The organism is Acidovorax sp., assembly GCF_046339755.1.
GTDB lineage: Bacteria > Pseudomonadota > Gammaproteobacteria > Burkholderiales > Burkholderiaceae_C > Acidovorax.
The window spans coordinates 1-17913 of record NZ_JBKDTZ010000374.1; the positions used below are offsets into that span (position 1 = coordinate 1).

At 69.1% G+C, this 17913-nt stretch carries 16 protein-coding genes; 11 read left to right on the forward strand and 5 right to left on the reverse strand.

The window, feature by feature from the left end; genetic code table 11:
• Together ACK59X_RS32085 and ppa are read right to left on the reverse strand one after the other, a co-directional pair.
• Positions 1 to 1095 (reverse strand): MCP four helix bundle domain-containing protein (locus tag ACK59X_RS32085; RefSeq protein ID WP_409963105.1); only part of this gene is annotated, 1095 nt, incomplete at its 3' end.
• 199 nt (positions 1096 to 1294) lie between these two features.
• A complete protein-coding gene (gene ppa, locus ACK59X_RS32090) occupies positions 1295 to 1837 on the reverse strand; it encodes an inorganic diphosphatase (RefSeq protein WP_409963107.1) in 543 nt (180 codons plus the stop codon).
• A gap of 243 nt (positions 1838 to 2080) precedes the next feature.
• On the opposite strand from ppa, the gene ACK59X_RS32095 reads away from it, so the two are divergent.
• Both ACK59X_RS32095 and ACK59X_RS32100 read left to right on the forward strand, forming a co-directional pair.
• On the forward strand, positions 2081 to 4156 hold the full coding sequence (locus ACK59X_RS32095; protein WP_409963109.1) for a sodium-translocating pyrophosphatase: 2076 nt from the start codon (positions 2081 to 2083) through the stop codon (positions 4154 to 4156).
• Between the two features lie 80 nt (positions 4157 to 4236).
• Positions 4237 to 4623: a VOC family protein gene (locus tag ACK59X_RS32100; protein WP_409963111.1), complete on the forward strand. Its 387-nt coding sequence runs from the start codon at positions 4237 to 4239 to the stop codon at positions 4621 to 4623.
• A gap of 1 nt (position 4624) precedes the next feature.
• On the opposite strand, the gene ACK59X_RS32105 is transcribed toward ACK59X_RS32100, so the two are convergent.
• Positions 4625 to 5230: a TetR/AcrR family transcriptional regulator gene (locus ACK59X_RS32105; RefSeq protein WP_409963113.1), complete on the reverse strand. Its 606-nt coding sequence runs from the start codon at positions 5228 to 5230 to the stop codon at positions 4625 to 4627.
• Between the two features lie 119 nt (positions 5231 to 5349).
• On the opposite strand from ACK59X_RS32105, the gene ACK59X_RS32110 reads away from it, so the two are divergent.
• From ACK59X_RS32110 to ACK59X_RS32135, 6 genes are all read left to right on the forward strand, one after another.
• Entirely contained in the window at positions 5350 to 6171 is an 822-nt protein-coding gene (locus ACK59X_RS32110; protein ID WP_409963115.1) for a metal-dependent hydrolase, read from the forward strand.
• 15 nt (positions 6172 to 6186) lie between these two features.
• Positions 6187 to 7623 (forward strand): TolC family protein, encoded by a 1437-nt coding sequence (locus ACK59X_RS32115; protein WP_409963117.1) that lies wholly within the window; start codon positions 6187 to 6189, stop codon positions 7621 to 7623.
• Positions 7624 to 7625: 2 nt separating this feature from the next.
• Entirely contained in the window at positions 7626 to 8642 is a 1017-nt protein-coding gene (locus ACK59X_RS32120) for an HlyD family secretion protein (RefSeq protein WP_409963119.1), read from the forward strand.
• A gap of 34 nt (positions 8643 to 8676) precedes the next feature.
• Positions 8677 to 9852 carry an ABC transporter permease gene (locus tag ACK59X_RS32125; RefSeq protein ID WP_409963121.1) on the forward strand — a complete coding sequence of 392 codons (1176 nt, stop codon included), beginning with the start codon at positions 8677 to 8679 and terminating at the stop codon, positions 9850 to 9852.
• Entirely contained in the window at positions 9852 to 11012 is a 1161-nt protein-coding gene (locus ACK59X_RS32130) for an ABC transporter permease (protein WP_409963123.1), read from the forward strand. The genes ACK59X_RS32125 and ACK59X_RS32130 overlap by 1 nt, the downstream gene beginning before the upstream one ends.
• Positions 11013 to 11075: 63 nt before the next feature.
• Positions 11076 to 13412, forward strand: a complete 2337-nt coding sequence (locus ACK59X_RS32135) for a DUF1631 family protein (RefSeq protein ID WP_409963125.1) — start codon at positions 11076 to 11078, stop codon at positions 13410 to 13412.
• Here the strand turns inward: ACK59X_RS32135 and ACK59X_RS32140 are convergent.
• Both ACK59X_RS32140 and ACK59X_RS32145 read right to left on the reverse strand, forming a co-directional pair.
• Positions 13407 to 14297, reverse strand: a complete 891-nt coding sequence (locus ACK59X_RS32140; RefSeq protein ID WP_409963127.1) for a bile acid:sodium symporter family protein — start codon at positions 14295 to 14297, stop codon at positions 13407 to 13409. The genes ACK59X_RS32135 and ACK59X_RS32140 overlap by 6 nt on opposite strands.
• Positions 14298 to 14394: 97 nt before the next feature.
• Entirely contained in the window at positions 14395 to 14922 is a 528-nt protein-coding gene (locus ACK59X_RS32145; protein WP_409963129.1) for a DUF962 domain-containing protein, read from the reverse strand.
• Between the two features lie 104 nt (positions 14923 to 15026).
• On the opposite strand from ACK59X_RS32145, the gene ACK59X_RS32150 reads away from it, so the two are divergent.
• The 3 genes from ACK59X_RS32150 (at position 15027) to ACK59X_RS32160 (ending at position 17892) form a co-directional block, all read left to right on the forward strand.
• Positions 15027 to 15731 (forward strand): Crp/Fnr family transcriptional regulator, encoded by a 705-nt coding sequence (locus tag ACK59X_RS32150; protein WP_409963131.1) that lies wholly within the window; start codon positions 15027 to 15029, stop codon positions 15729 to 15731.
• A gap of 92 nt (positions 15732 to 15823) precedes the next feature.
• The gene (locus ACK59X_RS32155; RefSeq protein WP_409963133.1) at positions 15824 to 17257 is read left to right on the forward strand and encodes an aldehyde dehydrogenase family protein; all 1434 of its coding nucleotides are present in this window, start codon (positions 15824 to 15826) and stop codon (positions 17255 to 17257) included.
• A 53-nt stretch (positions 17258 to 17310) separates the two neighbouring features.
• Positions 17311 to 17892 carry a DUF2889 domain-containing protein gene (locus ACK59X_RS32160; protein ID WP_409963135.1) on the forward strand — a complete coding sequence of 194 codons (582 nt, stop codon included), beginning with the start codon at positions 17311 to 17313 and terminating at the stop codon, positions 17890 to 17892.
• Positions 17893 to 17913: the final 21 nt, after the last annotated feature.

The following is a 17913-nucleotide window of genomic DNA, read 5'->3' on the forward strand; positions in this document are numbered from 1 at the left end:
GCTGCTGCTGGCGTTGATGCCTTTCATGGTCTCGACCACTTCGGCCACCACGTCGCCGCCCTGCACGGCCACGGTGGAGGCGTTCAGGGCCAGTTGGTTGGCCTGGCGTGCGTTGTCGGCGTTCTGGCGTACGGTGGAGCCCAGTTCTTCCATGGAGGCGGCGGTTTCTTCCAGCGCCGAGGCCTGCTGCTCGGTGCGCGCCGACAGGTCGTTGTTGCCCGAGGCGATCTGCGCGCTGGCCGAGGCCACGCTTTCGGCGTTGCCGCGCACGCCGGTGACCACGCGGGCCAGGTTGGAACGCATGTCCTCCAGTGCCGACAACAACTGGCCCATTTCGTCCCTGCCGTGGGCCGGCATGGCGGCCGTGAGGTCGCCTTCGGCAATGGCGCGCGCAGCGGCCACGGCCTGGCCCGCCGGGCGCGTGACCGAGCGTGTGATCGACACGCCCAGCACCACGGCCAGCCCGACGCAGGCGGCCAGGGTACCCAGCACCCAAACCCGTGCCGCCTGGAAGACCGACTTCACCTCGGCCTGTTCCTTGTCGGCCTGGGCGGAGGTGATCTTCTGCAACTGGCCCAGGGTTTCGGCCGCGGCCACGAAGGCGGTTTCCGAGTCGCCCGCGAACAGGGCGGACAAGGCGTCGGCACTCAGCGCCAGGGTGTCGTTGGTGCTGAAGTCCACCGCCTTGGCGACTTCCACCAGGTTGGCCTGGAGCTTGTAGTACGCGGCCTTGCGCGTGCGGAAGGCCTGGAAGGCCTCGCGCTCCTCGCCGGCACTGACCAGGGGTTCGTACTGGCTCTCCACACGCTCCAGGTCCTTGGCGCGCGCACCCATCTGCTCGGCGAAGGCCTGGACTTCGGCTGTACTGCGCGCGGTGATCATGCCGGCCTCGGAGCGCCGCATGCGGTTCATGAGCACGCGCAATTCACCCGTGTAGCCCACGCTGGGAAGCAGGTTGCTGGCGATCTCCTGCGCGTTGTGGTGGATGCGGGACAGCTGGATCAGCGAGACCGCTCCCAAGAGGGCTGTGAGCAGCACGAGAGTGAGGAAGCCGATCCCCAGCTTGAGCCCGATACGCACGTCGGAAATCTTCATATCATCCCTTGGCCATGGCCATACCTGCCGGGGCGGGCGCAGGACTCCGCACCGACACCTGGGCTGTGCGCAGTCTAGCAACCGTGGGGGCACTGCGCAGTGCGGGGTTTCCATGAAAAAAAGCATGCACGCCACCGGGGCGTGCATGCTTTTCGGAAGGGCCGGCGCCGCAAGGCGGCGCTCAGGGTACGGCGCTCAGTCAGGCCTGGCTCTTCGCGGCCTTGAAGTTGGCGATGCCGTCCATGATTTCCTTCTTGGCGGCGTCCAGGCCTTCCCAGCCCAGCACCTTGACCCACTTGCCTGGTTCCAGGTCCTTGTAGTGCTCGAAGAAGTGGCTGATGGCCTTCAGGCGCATCGGGTTCACGTCTTCCACCTTCTGCCAGTGGGTGTAGATGGGCAGCACCTTGTCGGTGGGCACGGCCAGCACCTTGCCGTCCACGCCGGCTTCGTCTTCCATCATCAGGATGCCGATGGGGCGGCAGGGCACGACCACGCCGGGGAACAGCGGGTAGGGGGTGATGACCAGCACGTCCACCGGGTCGCCGTCGCCCGACAGGGTCTGCGGCACATAGCCGTAGTTGGTGGGGTAGTGCATGGCGGTGGTCATGAAGCGGTCCACGAAGATCGCGCCCGATTCCTTGTCCACTTCGTACTTGATCGGGTCGGCGTTCATCGGGATCTCGATGACGACGTTGAAGGCGTCGGGGGCGTTCTTGCCTGGGGGTACGTGGTTCAGGGACATGTCTTTGGAGAGTGGTTTGTAACGATAACCCGCGAGCCCGGTCCAAGGCCCAGAGCGTCGGGATTAACCCTGATTTTAGGCGCATGCCCCTTTCTGCCTGCTTGCAAATCCCCGTTTGCCTGTAAATTGGGTCCGTTGGCCAATCGGCTCCCTGGCTGGAGCACGAGGAAGCAACGCAGCGGAAGCACCACCGACCTGCGTTGTGTTTCCTTCCGTGCAACTGATACAACCAAGGAGAAATGAATGGCTGACAACTCAGCGCTGACGTCCCCTCTGATACTGGCAGTGGTTTGCGGATTGATTGCGGTGGCCTACGGCATCTGGGCCCGTGGGTGGATTCTTGCCAAGGATGCGGGCAACGCGCGCATGCAGGAGATTGCCGGCGCCATCCAGGCCGGTGCAGCGGCCTACCTGGCCCGCCAGTACAAGACCATTGCCCTCGTGGGCGTGGTGCTGGCCATTCTCATCGGTGTCTTTCTGGACCTGAACTCCGCGTTCGGCTTCGTGCTGGGCGCCTTTCTCTCGGGCGCCTGCGGCTTCATCGGCATGAATGTCTCGGTGCGCGCCAATGTGCGCACCGCGCAGGCCGCCACGCAGGGCATCGGCCCCGCGCTCGACGTCGCGTTCCGTGGCGGCGCCATCACCGGCATGCTGGTGGTGGGCCTGGGCCTGCTGGGCGTCACGGGCTTTTACTGGGTGCTGTCGCGCGGCGTCACCGCAGGGCCTGCGCTGGCCGAGGCGCTCAACCCGCTGATCGGTTTTGCCTTCGGCTCCTCGCTGATCTCGATCTTCGCGCGCCTGGGCGGCGGCATCTTCACCAAGGGTGCCGACGTGGGCGCCGACCTGGTGGGCAAGGTGGAGGCCGGCATCCCCGAGGACGACCCGCGCAACCCGGCCGTGATCGCCGACAACGTGGGCGACAACGTGGGCGACTGCGCCGGCATGGCCGCCGACCTGTTCGAGACCTATGCGGTGACGCTGATCGCCACCATGGTGCTGGGCGCGCTGATGGTGGTGGCCGCGCCGGTCAATGCCGTGGTGTACCCGCTGGCGCTGGGCGCCGTGTCCATCGTGGCGTCCATCATCGGCTGCTTCTTCGTGAAGGCCTCGCCGGGCATGAAGAACGTGATGCCGGCGCTCTACAAGGGCCTGGCCATCGCGGGCGTGCTGTCGCTGATCGCGTTCTACTTCGTCACGGTATGGATCATGCCGGACAACGCCATCGCCGCCAGCGGCAGCCAGATGCGCCTGTTCGGCGCCTGCGCCACGGGGCTGGTGCTCACGGCCGCGCTGGTCTGGATCACCGAGTTCTACACCGGCACGCAGTACTCGCCCGTGCAGCACATCGCACAGGCGTCCACCACCGGCCACGGCACCAACATCATCGCCGGGCTGGGTGTGTCCATGCGGTCCACGGCCTGGCCGGTGGTCTTCGTCTGCCTGGCCATCCTCGCGTCCTACCAGCTCGCGGGCCTGTACGGCATCGCGGTAGCGGCCACGTCCATGCTGAGCATGGCGGGCATCGTGGTGGCGCTGGACGCCTACGGCCCCATCACCGACAACGCCGGCGGCATTGCCGAGATGGCCGAGCTGCCCAGCAGCGTGCGCGACATTACCGACCCGCTGGACGCCGTGGGCAACACCACCAAGGCAGTGACCAAGGGCTATGCCATCGGCTCGGCGGGCCTGGCGGCGCTGGTGCTGTTTGCCGACTACACGCACAAGCTGGAGACCTATGGCAAGGCCATCTTGTTCGACCTGTCGGACCCGCTGGTCATCGTGGGCCTGTTCATCGGCGGGCTGATTCCCTACCTGTTCGGCGCCATGGCCATGGAAGCCGTGGGCCGCGCGGCCGGCGCCGTGGTGGTGGAAGTGCGCCGCCAGTTCAGCACCATCAAGGGCATCATGGACGGAACCGGCAAGCCCGAGTACGGCAAGGCCGTGGACATGCTGACAACCGCCGCCATCAAGGAGATGGTGATCCCCAGCCTGCTGCCCGTGGTCGTGCCCATCGTGGTCGGCCTGGCCCTCGGGCCCAAGGCGCTGGGCGGCCTGCTCATGGGCACCATCGTCACTGGCCTCTTCGTCGCCATCTCCATGTGCACAGGCGGCGGCGCGTGGGACAATGCCAAGAAGTACATCGAGGACGGCCACCACGGCGGCAAGGGCAGCGAGGCGCACAAAGCCGCCGTGACCGGTGACACCGTGGGCGATCCCTACAAGGACACCGCCGGCCCGGCCATCAACCCGCTGATCAAGATCATCAACATCGTGGCGCTGCTGATCGTGCCGCTGGTGGTGAAGTTCCACTCGGGCTGATACGCTGCGGCAACCGCCATGCAGCCACGGCCCGCTTCGGCGGGCCTTTTTCATTTTCCACACCACTGCAACGCACTGCCATGCCCATCACCGTGCAATCGCTGGACCATGTGGTCCTCACCGTCGCCAGCATCCCGGCCACCATTGCCTTCTACGAGCGCGTGCTGGGCATGCAGGCGCGGGAGTTCAAGCCCGGGCGCCATGCCCTGCATTTCGGCACGCAGAAGATCAACCTGCACGAGGTCGGCACGGTGGTGGACCCGAACGTGCGCCACGCCACTGCGGGCTCGGGCGACCTGTGCTTTCTCACGCGCACGCCGCTCGACGAGGTGCTGCTGCACCTGGCCGCCGAAGGCGTGGCCGTGGTGCAGGGGCCGGTGGGTGCCACGGGGGCGCAGCACCGCCTGCGCTCGGTCTACATCTACGACCCCGATGAGAACCTGATCGAAGTAGCGAACGAGGTCTGAGTCAGAACTCCGCCGAGATCGCTGCACGCAGCAGCATCGCGGCCGGCTCCACCAGCTCCTGCAGGTCGCTGGCGCTCCCCTGCTCGATGGACTGCAGCACCATCTCGTTGATGCCGCCCACCACCGCCATGGCCATCATGGGCTGCAGCGGGGCCTTGCGCAGGCGTTCGCCCGGGCGGTTGTTCACCACGTCGAGCATCAGGTCGGCCAGCTGCTGGTTGGCACGGCGGCGCGCGGCCAGGCCGGGCGCGCCCAGGCCCAGCATCTCCACGAACAGGGTGCGCAGCAGCACCGGGTTGCGCTCGAGCACGCCGAAATAGGCCTTGAGCGCCTGCTCGACCTGCAGCTGCCAGTCGCTCGCCGGGTCGATGGCATTGCGCAGCACGGTGATGGCATTACCGCTGGCAACCTCGTACAGCGCGATCAGGCACTCGGCCTTGTCGCCGAAGTTCTCGTAGAAGGTGCGGCGCGAGACGCTGGCCTCGCGCACGATGTCGGCAATGGTGGTGTCGGCATAGCCGCGCGCGGCCACGGCGCGCGCCATGCCCTCCAGCAGGCGGGAGCGGTGCACGGTGGACGGGCTGGCAGCGGTCGGGGCGTCGGTCATGGCGGCGGGATGGATTCCAGGAATATCCTAGGAGGTACTTGACAGTACCACACTCCAGGCGCATCATATGCAACTGGTACCATACAGTACCAAAGCCTTTTTCTTCCTGGGAGCCCGCCATGACCGAACTCGTCGTCCGCCGCCTGCTCATCGACCTCACGGCGCCCTTCGAGCGCCACTGGTGCGGTGGCGACGCCTTTCGCACGGCGCTCTTCAATGCGCTGTCGATGAGCTTTCCCGTGGGCGAGCAGTTCTTCATCGACGCGGTGCGCAATGGCCACAAGGCCCTGCCCGCCGAGAAGCAGGCGCAGTACGCCGAGGAGGTGCGCGGCTTCGTCGGGCAGGAGGCCACGCACCGGCGCATCCATGCGCTGTTCAACGGCCACCTGGACACGCAGGGACTGGTCAACACCTGGGGGCCGCGCGCGGCCGAGCGCATGAAGCTCTTCGACGGCGCCGACGTGCGCCACCCGCTGGCGGTGACCGCCGCCAACGAGCATTTCACGGCCCTGCTGGCCGAGTGGCTGCTGGCCCACCCACAGGTGCTGGAAGGTGCCGAGCCCCGCCTGGCCACGATGTGGCAATGGCACTGCGCCGAAGAGGCCGAGCACAAGAGCACCGCCTTCGACATCTACCAGGCCCTGGGCGGCGACCATGCCTGGCGCATCACCTGGTTCCGGCGCATCACGCTGGTGTTCCTGGGCGATGTGCTGCGCCAGACCGTGGGCAACCTGCGCCGCGACGGCACGCTGTGGCGCTGGCGCACCTGGGCCAGCGCGGCACGCACCCTGTTCGGCCGCGGCGGGCTGGTGCGCGAGAGCTGGCGCCCCTGGCGCGCGTACCTGCGGCGCGACTTCCATCCCAGCCAGCAGGGCAGCGACCGCTCCGAACGCTGGCTGGCCGACCACCGTGACGCCTACACGCCCGTGGGCGCACGCTGAAACCCCGACGACACCATGATTCCCAGCACCCCGAACCGACCGCACGCAGCGGCCGGCCAGCCCCGCTTTTGCCTGCGCATTTCCGCGCTGCTGGCCGCGCTTGCCCTGCAGGTACCCGCCCATGCCGAGCCCATGGCTTTCCATACGGCGCTGGAGCAGCTCACGGCCCGCTCCGACCAGCTCGCCGCATCGCGCAGCGCACTGGAAAGCGCCCAGTTGCGCCGCCAGGCCCTGGAGCGCCTGGGCGGCCCTGTGGTCTCGCTCAGCGGTGCCGCGTACGCCTACAACGCCAACCTGGACCTCGACCTGAACCCCGTGAACCAGGCCCTGCCCGGCGTGCTGCAGCAGCTGCCGCCCCAGTTGGCCGGCTCGCTGGCCCAGTTGCCGCACCTGCCGGCCAGCTACACCCTGAACCGCCACAAGACCGACACCAGCACCTCGGTCTCGGGCATCTGGCCGATCTACATGGGCGGCGCCGGCGATGCCGCGCGCGGCCTGGTGCAGGCGCAGGCCGCCGAGGTGCAGGCCGATGCCGACAAGACCGGCCACGAGGTCACCACGCTGCTGGTGCAGCGCTACTTCGGCGCCCAGCTGGCCGAGCAGGCGGCGCGGCTGCGCGAATCAGCGTTGGCTACCATCGAGCAGCACGACGCTGCCGCGCAGAAGATGCTGGATGCCGGCGTGATCGCCCGCGTGGAGCGCCTGCAGGCACGCGCCGCACTGGAGGAAGCGCGCCGCAACGCACGCAAGGCCCGCGATGACGCCGACCTGGCCGCCACCGCCCTCACCCGCACGGTGAAGGCCAGCGAACGCGTGACGCCCACCAGCCCGCTGTTCGTGCTGGGCCAGCCAGTGGAGCCCCTGCCCCACTTCGTCGACGCCGCACTGCAGCGCCACCCGGGCCTGGCCAAGGTGGCCGCCAAGAAAGGCCAGGCCGAGCAGTTGCATGCCGCGCAGGAGGCCCTGCGCAAGCCGCAGGTGTTCGCCTGTGGCCAGCGCCAGCTCAAGAGCGGCAGGGACGCCGACTGGGTCGCCGGCATCGGCGTGCGCGTCACGCTGTGGGACTCCATCGACCGCGATGCGCTGGCCGCATCGTCCTCGCGCCAGATCGAGCAGGCCGAGCGCACCGGCGCCCAGGCGCAGAACGACATTGCGCTGCTGGTGGAAAAGCGCTGGCAGGCGCTGGAGCAGGCGCGGCGCGCCTACTTCGCGCTGCAGCCCGGGCTGGAGGTGGCCGATGAGGTGCTGCGCCTGCGCAGCTCGGGCCTGCGTGCGGGCACCAGCACCACGCTGGACCTGATCGACGCCCAGGTCAACCAGGCCAAGGCGCAGACCGAACGCGCCCAGGCCGCCCACGACTACGTGAAGGCCCGGGCCGAACTGCGCGAAAGCTGCGGCCTGTCCGATGAATTTGGCAAATACATGGCACGTGCCGATGTGAAGGTGGAATGAACATGAGCGATACCAGCAACAAGAACAACAACGGCAAGGGCAGCAAGAAAGCTGCGCTGCTGGGTGCCGTGGCCCTGGTGGCCGTGGGCGGCTTCGTCGGCGTCGGGCTGTGGAAGGCCTCCCAGCCAGCGCCCGAGGTCTTCCAGGGCCAGATGGAGGCGCGCGAGGCGGACATCGCGCCCAAGGTCACGGCGCGCATCGCCCAGATTCTGGTGAAGGAAGGCGACCAGATCGCCGTGGGCGCCCCGCTGATCCGCATGGACAGCCCCGAGGTGCAGGCCAAGCTGGCACAGGCCACCGCTGCGCAGGAGGCTGCACAGGCCGTGGCCGACAAGGCCCAGCATGGCGCCCGCCCGCAGGAGGTGGAGATGGCGCGCCTGGCCTGGCAGCGCGCCGTGACCGCGGCCGACCTGGCCGAAACGTCTTACCGCCGCGTGGACGGCCTGGCCCACGAAGGCCTGGTGGCCGCGCAAAAGCGCGACGAGGCCGAGGCCAACCACAAGGCCGCGCGCGACCAGGCCCTGGCCGCCAAGGCCCAGTACGAGCTGGCCCGCGCCGGTGCCCGGCCCGAAGACCGCAGCGCCGCCAGCGCCCAGGCGCGCCAGGTGGCGGGCGTGGTGGCCGAGGTGCAGGCGGCACAGGCCGAGACGGAGCTCAAGAGCCCGGTGGCCGGCGAGGTGGCCAAGGTGCTGGCGCGCAGCGGCGAGCTTTCGCCCCAGGGCGTGGCCGTGGTCACGGTGGTGGACCTGGCCGACCAGTGGGTGGTGCTGAACGTGCGCGAGGACCGGCTGCAGCGCTTTGCCATCGGCCAGGAGTTCGAGGCCACGCTGCCTGCACTGGGCACTGTGGGCAAGCCCGTGCGCTTCAAGGTCTACCACACGGCCGCGCTGCCCGACTTCGCCACCTGGCGCGCCACGCGTGCCGGCCAGGGCTTCGACGTGCGCACCTTCGAAGTGCGCGCCCGCCCGGCCTCTCCCATCGAAGGCGCCCGCCCCGGCATGACGGTGCTGGTGCAATGAGCCGGCACGCAACGCCCTGCCCCTTGACTACGCCATGAATTCCCTGGTCCACAGCTTTCGCCGCGAAGCGCGGCGCCTGCTCGCCAGCCCCTGGGACCTGGCCATGGTCTCCTGGGTGCCGCTGCTGGCGGTGCTGCTCATGGGCTGGATCTTCTCGGCCGGCCTGCCGCGGCACCTGCCCGTGGGCGTGCTGGACGACGACCACTCGGCCCTGTCGCGGCAGCTGGTGCGCATGCTCGACGCCACGCCCGGCCTTCAGGTGGTGCAGCACTACGCCAACACGGCCGAGGCCGAGCGCGCGCTGCGCAGCGTGGAGGTCTACGCCGTGGTCACGCTGCCGCGCGACTTTGCGCGCACCGTGAAGCAGGGCCGCACGGCCCAGGTCACGCTGCTGCACAACGCGCAACTGGGCACGCATTCGGGCGTGCTGCAGCGCGACGTGCGCGCCGTGGTGGGCACGCTGTCGGCCGGCATCGAGATGGCGGCGCGCAACAAGCGCGGCGAGCCGGCCCAGGCCGTGCGCGTGAGCATGGAGCCCATCCACACGCAACTGCTGGCGCTGTTCAACGTGTCCACCAACTACGAGCAATTCCTGGGCGCGGCGCTGATCCCTGCGCTGCTGCACATCCTGGCCATGACGGCCGGCGCCTGGACCGTGGGACGCGAGCTGCGCGACCGCACGCTGGGCGAATGGTTGGGTACCGATGGTGGCGTATTGCGCACAGGCGCCGCCCTGCTGGGCAAGCTGGCCCTGCCCTGGGCCTCGCTCACGCTGGTGGCGCTGCTCGCGCTGGCAGGCATCACCTGGGGCCGAGGCTGGCACCCGCCGGGCAACCTGGCCTGGGTGGCGGCGGGCCTGGCGCTGCTGATGGCCGTGTCGGTGGCGGCCGGCGCGGCGCTGGCGGGCCTCACACGCTCGCTGCGCACGGCCCTGTCGGGCGCGGGCTTCTTCGCAGCACCGGCGTTTGCGTTCAGCGGCGTGGGCTTTCCGCTGGCGGGCATGCCGGCCAGTGCACGTGCCTGGGCCGAGGCCATGCCCTATACGCACTACATCCGCCTGCAGATCGAGCAGTTGCAGATGGGCGCACCGCTGCGCACCAGTGTTTCCACCGTGGTGGCACTGGCGCTGGCCACGGCCTTGCTGCTTGCGATCTGCACGCTGGCCCTGCACCTGGCACGCAGCCGGCCCGAGAGCTGGGGAGGACGGTGATGGACGCACGACACGATCAACCCGCAGAGCCGGCAAGCCTGTGGAGCGCCTGGCTGCAGGCGCTGGCCACCATTGCCCGCGACAAGGGCGTGCTGCTGCTGCTCGTGGCCGCGCCCGTGCTCTACGGCTTCTTCTACCCCTGGTTCTATGCCGACGAGGTGCTCACGCGCGTACCCGTGGCCGTGGTGGACATGGACGGCAGCAGCCTGTCGCGCCAGATCACGCGCTTTGCCGAGGCCGATCCGCGCATCGAGGTGCGCCTGGTGACCGCCAGCGAGCGCGAGGCACAGGAGGCGCTGTGGCGCGGCGAGGTGGAGGGCTATGCGCTGATCCCCGCCAACCTCAAGCGCAGCGTGGTTCGCGGCGAGGAAGCCCTGGTCCGCCTGGAGGGCAATGGCGCCTATGCCCTGCTCAACAAGGCCGTGCAGTACGGCTTTGCCGAGGCCGTGGGCACGGTGTCCGCGGGCGTCGAGATGCGCAAGCTGCAGGCCGCGGGCCAGAGCGCGCAGCAGGCGGCGGCCAGCCGCAACCCGGTGCAGCTGCAGATGGTGGCGCTGTTCAACCCGACCGAGGGCTATGGCAGCTTCGTCGTGCCCGCCGTGGCGCTGCTGATCCTGCAGCAGACCCTGCTCATGGGTGCGGCCATGCTCGCCGGCACCTGGGTGGAGGCCGGCCGGCACCGGGCGCGGGCCCGCACCTGGCTGGGCCGGCTGCTGGCGCTGAGCACGCTGGGCTGGGCCAGCGGCCTGTTCTACTTCGGCTGGATCTTTTTGCTGCACGACTATCCGCGCGGCGGCAACCCGCTGGGCGCGCTGGCGCTGCTGGCCTGCTACGTGCCGGCCATCGCAGCCCTGGGCGCATTGGTCGGCCTGTGGGTGGGCAACCGCGAGCGTGCACTGCAGGTGCTGCTGTTCACCACGCTGCCGATCGCCTTCGTGGCCGGCTTCTCCTGGCCCGTGGAGGCGCTGCCCGAGCCGCTGCAATGGGCGCGCTGGCTGCTGCCCAGCACCTCGGGCGTGCAGGCCTCGCTGCGCCTGAACCAGCTGGGTGCGCCGCTGGACGCCGCCTTGCCGCAGCTGTGCGCCCTGGTGGCGCTGGGCACGGCGTGCACGGTGGCGCTGCTGGCCTGGACAAGACCGGGTTTCGGCCGATCTGCTTGAGAACCTGGAACCTGGGCAGCAAGCCCGCGTAACATCTCGGGCATTCCGGTATTCCCAGAGAAGATGCCCTTGACACACTCCGCACCGACTGCCCCGCGCGACGGCGACGCCCCGCAGTACCAGCGCATCGTCCAAAGCGTGCTGGCCGATTCCAGGCAGCTGATGGAGCGGGTCGCCGAGGCGGCGCGCATGTCCCTGCAACTGCGCCAGGAGGAGGCCCGCACCTCCGGCGAGCACCAGGCCATGCACGAAGCGCAGCAGCAGCTCATGCGGCTCACCTCCGTGATGGGCGAGCGCTACCCCGGCGCGCTGCGCAAGGCCCTGGAACAGCAGACCGCAGCGCCGGGGGAGGAAAAGCCCTCGCGCTCCCTGTTCACCATCCATTTCGACCAGCTCGAACTGATGGACGAGTCGCAGATCACCGAAAGCGTGGAGCGCGCCCGTGCCACCCAGATCCTGGCATCGGCCGTGGAGGGGCCGCTGGCCGACCTTGACGCCCTGGTGTGTGCAGCCCGGGGGCTGCAAAGGGTTCAGCCCGAGCACAACCCCCTGCGCCCCGAAGTCTTCCTGCAGGCGCTGCAGGCCGTGGTGTCGCAGATGCAGGTCAGCGCACAGATGCGCAACGACTGGATGGCGCACATGGCCAAGGCACTGGGCACGGAGCTGCGCCGGCTTTACCTGGCGCAGATCGACCTGCTCAAGCAAGGCGGCGTGCAGCCCGCAGGCTATGCCATGCGCCAGGCCGACGGCCAGGTGGTGTATGTCGCGCCGGCCAGCGACGGCGCCTCTCCGGGCTTCGGGGCTGAAACGGGCATGGGCATGGACTTGGGGCTGCCCGCACCGGCCGGCGCGGCCGACCCGCTGCTGACACTCGACCGGCTGCGCCGCCTGCTGCTCGGCGAGTTCAGCGGGAAGCCCGCGCCAGCCCCGGCAGGTGCGCCGAACGATGAGCCCTTTGCCGAACGTTTTGCACGCGAGTTCGAAAGCCCTGGCGGCCTTCCCCCGATCGATCCGCCCGCCACGGATTTCGCCGTGACCGTGCCCGCGGCCTTCGAGGCACTGCAGGAGATGAACCAGGTCGGCAAGATGATGGAGCGCCTGGGCAGCAGCCAGCGCACCCAGCCGGGCAATGGGCCCGTAGAACAGCGGCGCGCCTCAGGGCTGGGGGATGCCCTCGGCATGGAAGTCGTCGCGCTCATGGTGGACAACATCGCGCACGACAACCGGCTGCCCTGGCCCGTGCAGCAGTTCGTGCGCGCCCTGGAGCCCGCCCTGATACAGCTGGCGCTGGGCGACCCCCGTTTCTTCAGCAACAAGGAACACCCCGCGCGCCGCCTGCTGCAGGACATTGCGGACCGCAGCATGGCGTTCAACGGACCCGAGGCGCCGGGCTTCAAGCGCTTCATGCGCTCCCTCATGGACATTGCCGGGCCGCTGGCCACCGCCACCATCGAAGGGGCGGACGACTTCGAGCAGGTCCGCCAGCAGCTGCACGCACAATGGGCCGACAGCGAGCAGGCGCGCGAACACGAGCGCCAGCGCGCCATCGAGGCGCTGCAGCACGCGGAGCAGCGCCATCTGCTGGCGGCCCAGATATCCGCAGAGATCCGGCTGCTGCCGCAGATCGACCACATTCCCGGCGAGATTGCCCATTTCCTGCTCGGCCCCTGGGCCCAGGTCATGGCCCAGGCGCGCCTGGCCGACCCAAGCGGCAGCGCCGACCCGGGCAGCTATCAGGAACTGGTGGGCATTCTGGTCTGGAGCGCACAGCCCGAGCTGACCCGCATGCACACCGGCGAACTCGCGCGCCTGATTCCCCAACTGCTGACCCGGCTGCGCAATGGCCTGGCGCTGATCGACTACCCCGCGGACCGGACCGAAGCGGTCTTCGGGCAGTTGATGCAGTTGCACCAGCAGGCCTTCCAGGGCGCGCCCAAGCCCGTCGCACCACCCCAAGCCCCCGCCTTGCCGGCCGATGCGCAGGCGGTGGAAGCACCGGACCTGCTGCTGGATGACGAGCCCTGGGTCGCACCGTCGGAAGCCCAGGATTCCGGCTTCATGGACGACCTGCAGCCCTCGGTGCCAGGGGAGCTCACGCCCCTGCCGGAGCCCACCCCGGTGGATGCACCCGCCCGGCCCGCGCTGGCCGTCGGCAGCTGGGTGAACCTGCTGGTGGCCGGCCAGTGGGAGCGCACCCAGCTGTCCTGGGTCGGCTCGCACGGCACCTTCTTCCTGTTCACCAACGCATCCGGTCGCACCCAGTCGATGACCCTGCGGCTGCTCGACCGGTGCATCCAGCAGGGCAGCCTGCAGGTGCTCAGCCAGCAGCCCGTGGTGGATGTGGCCCTGGACGCCGTTGCGCAGACGGCCATGCGCAACAGCCTGGAAAGCAAATCATGAACGGGAAGCAGGCGCTGGCGCGGGGTGCCCGCCTGACCGCCGCAGCACCAGCATGCAGAACAGCGGCGCCATGGTGTACATGCTGACCGAGTAGATGGCTGCCGGCAGCGCGAGCTGGAAGTTGTTCAGCACCGACAGCGCAATGAAGATCGCCAGCGTGGAGTTGTGGATGCCGATCTCGAAGCCGATGGCCGTGGACAGGGACTTGTCCATGCCCACCGCGCGCGGCAGGAAGTAGCCCGCGCCAAGGCTCAGCGCGTTGAACAACAGCACGGCAGGGCCGATGTCGGCAAACGAGGCCGACAGCGCCGCCCATTCCTTCACGATGGCGATCAGTGCAAAGGCGGCCAGCACCAGGGCGCTGAAGAGCTTCATGGGCTTTTCCATGCGCGCGCTGAAGGCCGGGGCGCGCCGGTGCACCGCCATGCCCACCACCACGGGGATGAGCACGATCACGATCACCTCCAGCACCTTGCCGAACTGCAGCGGCACCACCTGCCCCGTCTTGGCGAAGGTGGCGATGGCCCAGTTGGTGATGAGCGGCAGGCTCACGATGGACAGCAGCGTGTTGATGGCCGTGAGCGAGATGTTCATCGCCACGTTGCCGCCGAACAGGTGGCTGAAGAGGTTGGCCGACACGCCGCCCGGCGAGGCCGCCAGCAGCATCAGCCCCACGGCGTAGAGCGGCGGCACGCCCAGTAGCACGATGAGGCCGTAGCAAGCCGCAGGCAGCACCAGCACCTGCAGCACCAGGGCCAGCACCACGGCACGCGGGTACTGCAGCAGGCGCCGGAAGTCGGCTACGGTGAGCGACAGGCCCAGGCCGAACATGACGAGGCCCAGCGCAATGAACAGCAGCGTGGGCAGGATGGAAACAAAGCTCATGGGGCGCAATCGCGGCCAGGGGCTGGCCGCGCTCCTGTGACAAAACCCACGGCACCGTTACCGGTGCCGTGGGCAAACGTTCGATGAAGGGGGAGGCTCAGGCCGTCGCGGCGGGACCGGTGCGCAAGCGAACCGGGCCGCTGCGCTGCTCGATGGCGTGCTGCACATCCTTGCGCAGGCCCATCAGAAAGCCCAATTCGGCCACCACGAACAGCGGGCCAACGATCAGGCCCACCAGATCGTCCACGAAGGCCGGCTTGCGCCCCTCGTAGTAGTGGCCCACGAACTGGATCACCCAGCCCACGGCGAACAGGCCCACGCCCGCGGCCAGCCAGAGCGTGGTGCCCTGCACCGCCAGCCACTGGCCGCCGGCCAGCATGGCCGCCAGCAGCGTGGCCATCACCAGACCATAGCGGGTATCGAGCCGGAAGTAGAAGACGCTGGCCGCGATGGCCGCCACCAGGGCCGGCCCCACGGGCACGCCACCCAGCAGCCAGACCGGGCGCGAGAGCAGGATCACCACGGCGAACATGATCATGGGCACGCCCACGAAGTGCGTATGGATGTTGCGCGGGTCGCGGTGGTACTCGGCGTACTGGGACAGGTGGTCGATCAGGGTTTTCATGGGTGTCTCCTGGTATTGTTTTGAGCAGCATCCATAGTCGCGCTCCCCCCGGCCAACGTCTGTCGGAAAGCCGACACAACGCCCCGCCCGACCCGATCCCTTGCATGACCGACCCTGCCGCCTACCTTCCCGTGCTCCAGACCGGCCGCTGGTTCGCCCACCTGCCCCCCGATTTCGCCCAGCCGCTGCTCGCCATGGCCCACCTGCGCCAATTGGCGCCCGGCGAGGTGCTGTTCCTGCGCGGCGATGCGCCCTGCGGTCTGTATGCCGTGGTGCGCGGCGCGATCAACATCTCGGGCACGGGCGGGCGGGCGGACGAGGCGCGCGCCGCCATGCTCACGCGGCTGGAGCCACCGCACTGGTTCGGCGAGATCTCGGTCTTCGACAACTCGGCCCGCACCCACGATGCGCATGCGGCCGAGGCCAGCACCCTGCTGCAGATACCGCACGATCCGCTGCAGGCCTGGCTCACGGCCCATCCGCAGCACTGGCATGCGCTGGCCCTGCTGCTCACCGACAAGCTGCGCACCGCCTTCGTGGCCATCGAGGAGTTGGCCCTGCTGCCCGCCGGCCAGCGCCTGGCGCGCCGCCTGGTGATGATGGCCGAGGGCTACGGCCAGTGGACGGCCGAGGGCCAGTCGCGCCGGGTGATCGGCATCTCGCAGGAGCAGCTGTCGCTGATGCTGGCGATTTCGCGCCAGACCACCAACCAGATCCTCAAGGACCTGGAAGCCCGCGCACTGGTGCGCGTGCACCGCGGCGAGGTGGAGATCCTGGACCTGGCGGCCTTGCGCGCGACTTGCTATTGAAACGATAGCTATCGACGCATGCGGGTTATCACCCAGCGGCAATTGAGCCACAAATACTAAGAACACGTTCTATTTCCGGGCAAAATGGCACCATGCAACTGAACTACATCGCCAACGCCTCCGTACCGTCTTCGTCGGGCCGTACGCTGCCCGTGATCGACCCGTCCGACGGCCAGCCCTTCGACGAGATCCAGCGCAGCAATGCCGACGACATCGATGCGGCGGTGCATGCGGCACGCCAGTGCTACAACGCCGTGTGGCAGCGCATGGCGCCCGCCGACCGCGGCCGCCTGCTGCAGCGCCTGTCGGCCAAGGTGCTCGAGCATGCCGACGAGCTGACCGCGCTGGAGCAGCGCGACTGCGGCAAGCCCACCAAGCAGGCACGGGCCGACACGCTGGCGCTGGCGCGCTATTTCGAGTTCTATGCCGGTGCCTGCGACAAGCTGCATGGCGAGACCCTGCCCTACCTGGACGGCTACAGCGTGCTCACCTGGCGCGAGCCGCACGGCGTGACGGGCCATGTGATCCCCTGGAACTACCCGATGCAGATCTTCGGCCGCAGCGTGGGCGGGGCCCTGGCCGCCGGCAACGTCTGCGTGGTCAAGCCGGCCGAGGACGCCTGCCTGTCGCTGATCCGCGTGGCCCAGCTCGCGGCCGAAGTGGGCTTCCCTTCGGGCGCGATCAACATCGTCACCGGCTACGGCCACGAGGTCGGCGACGCGCTCGCGCGCCACCCGGGCATCGACCACATCAGCTTCACCGGCAGCCCCAAGATCGGCACGCTGATCCAGCAGGTGGCGGCCGAGCGCCACTGCCCCGTGACGCTGGAGCTCGGTGGCAAGAGCCCGCAGATCATCTTTGCCGATGCCGACCTGGATGCCGCCGTGCCCGTGGTCATCAACGCCATCGTGCAGAACGCGGGCCAGACCTGCAGCGCCGGCTCGCGCGTGCTGATCGACTCGCTCATCTACGAATCCCTGCTCGCACGCCTGGGCAAGGCCTTCGAGGCCCTGCGCGTGGGCCCCGCGGCCATGGACCTGGACGTGGGCCCGCTGATCCGCCAGACCCAGCAGCAGCGCGTGTGGGACTTTCTGTCCGACGCGCAGGTGGCCGGCATCCCCATGGTGGCCCAGGGCACGGTGGTGGACGAATCCCCCGAAGGCGGCTTCTACCAGGCCCCCACGCTGCTGCGCGACGTGCCGGTGCAGCACCGCCTGGCGCAGGAAGAAGTCTTCGGCCCCGTGCTGTCGGCCATGGCCTTCCAGGACGAGGACCATGCGGTGGAACTGGCCAATGCCACCCAGTTCGGCCTGGTGGCCGGCATCTGGACGCGCGATGGCGCGCGCCAGTTCCGCATGGCCAAGCGCGTGCACAGCGGCCAGGTGTTCATCAACAACTACGGCGCCGGCGGCGGCGTGGAGCTGCCCTTCGGCGGCGTGAAGTCCAGCGGCTACGGACGCGAGAAGGGCTTCGAGGCGCTGTACGGCTTCACCACGCTCAAGACGGTGGCCATCAAGCACGGCTGAGCCCGGTGTCCCGCCCCTGCGGCGGGACGCAGCGATTTGCGAAGACTCTCTCCATGCCCCTGAGCCCCCCCGCCCCCCGCACCGCCCGCCATGTCCGGCGCGTGACCTACCAGGGCTTCGAGCGCGACGACGGCCTGTGGGACATCGAAGGCGAGCTGCACGACAGCAAGGCTTACGATGCCCCCGTGCACCGCGGCGAGGGCATGCGCCGCGCAGGCGAGCCCATCCACCACATGCTGCTGCGCGTGACGGTGGACCGCCAGCTCGTGGTGCAGGCCATCGACGTCGCCATGGATGCCCACCCGCTCAAGGACTGCCCGCTGGCCCAGGCCGCGCTGCAGCAGATGGTGGGCTGCAGCATGACGCGCGGCTGGCGCCAGGCCATCCAGAAGCACCTGGGCGGCGTGGCCAGCTGCACGCATCTGCGCGAGCTGCTGTTCAACCTGGCCACGGCCGCCTTCCAGTCCGTCACCGCCGTGTTCGCGCCGCCGGCCAACGGCGATCCGCCCCGCCACCTGGGCCAGTGCACGGGCTGGGCCTTCGACGGCAACGGCGTGAAGGAGCACTTCCCGCAGTTCTACGGCCGCGTGCCCGCAGAGGCCAAGGCGTCACCCGCCCCCGAACCCTCGGCCTGACTGGCCCCTTTTCACCGCCCC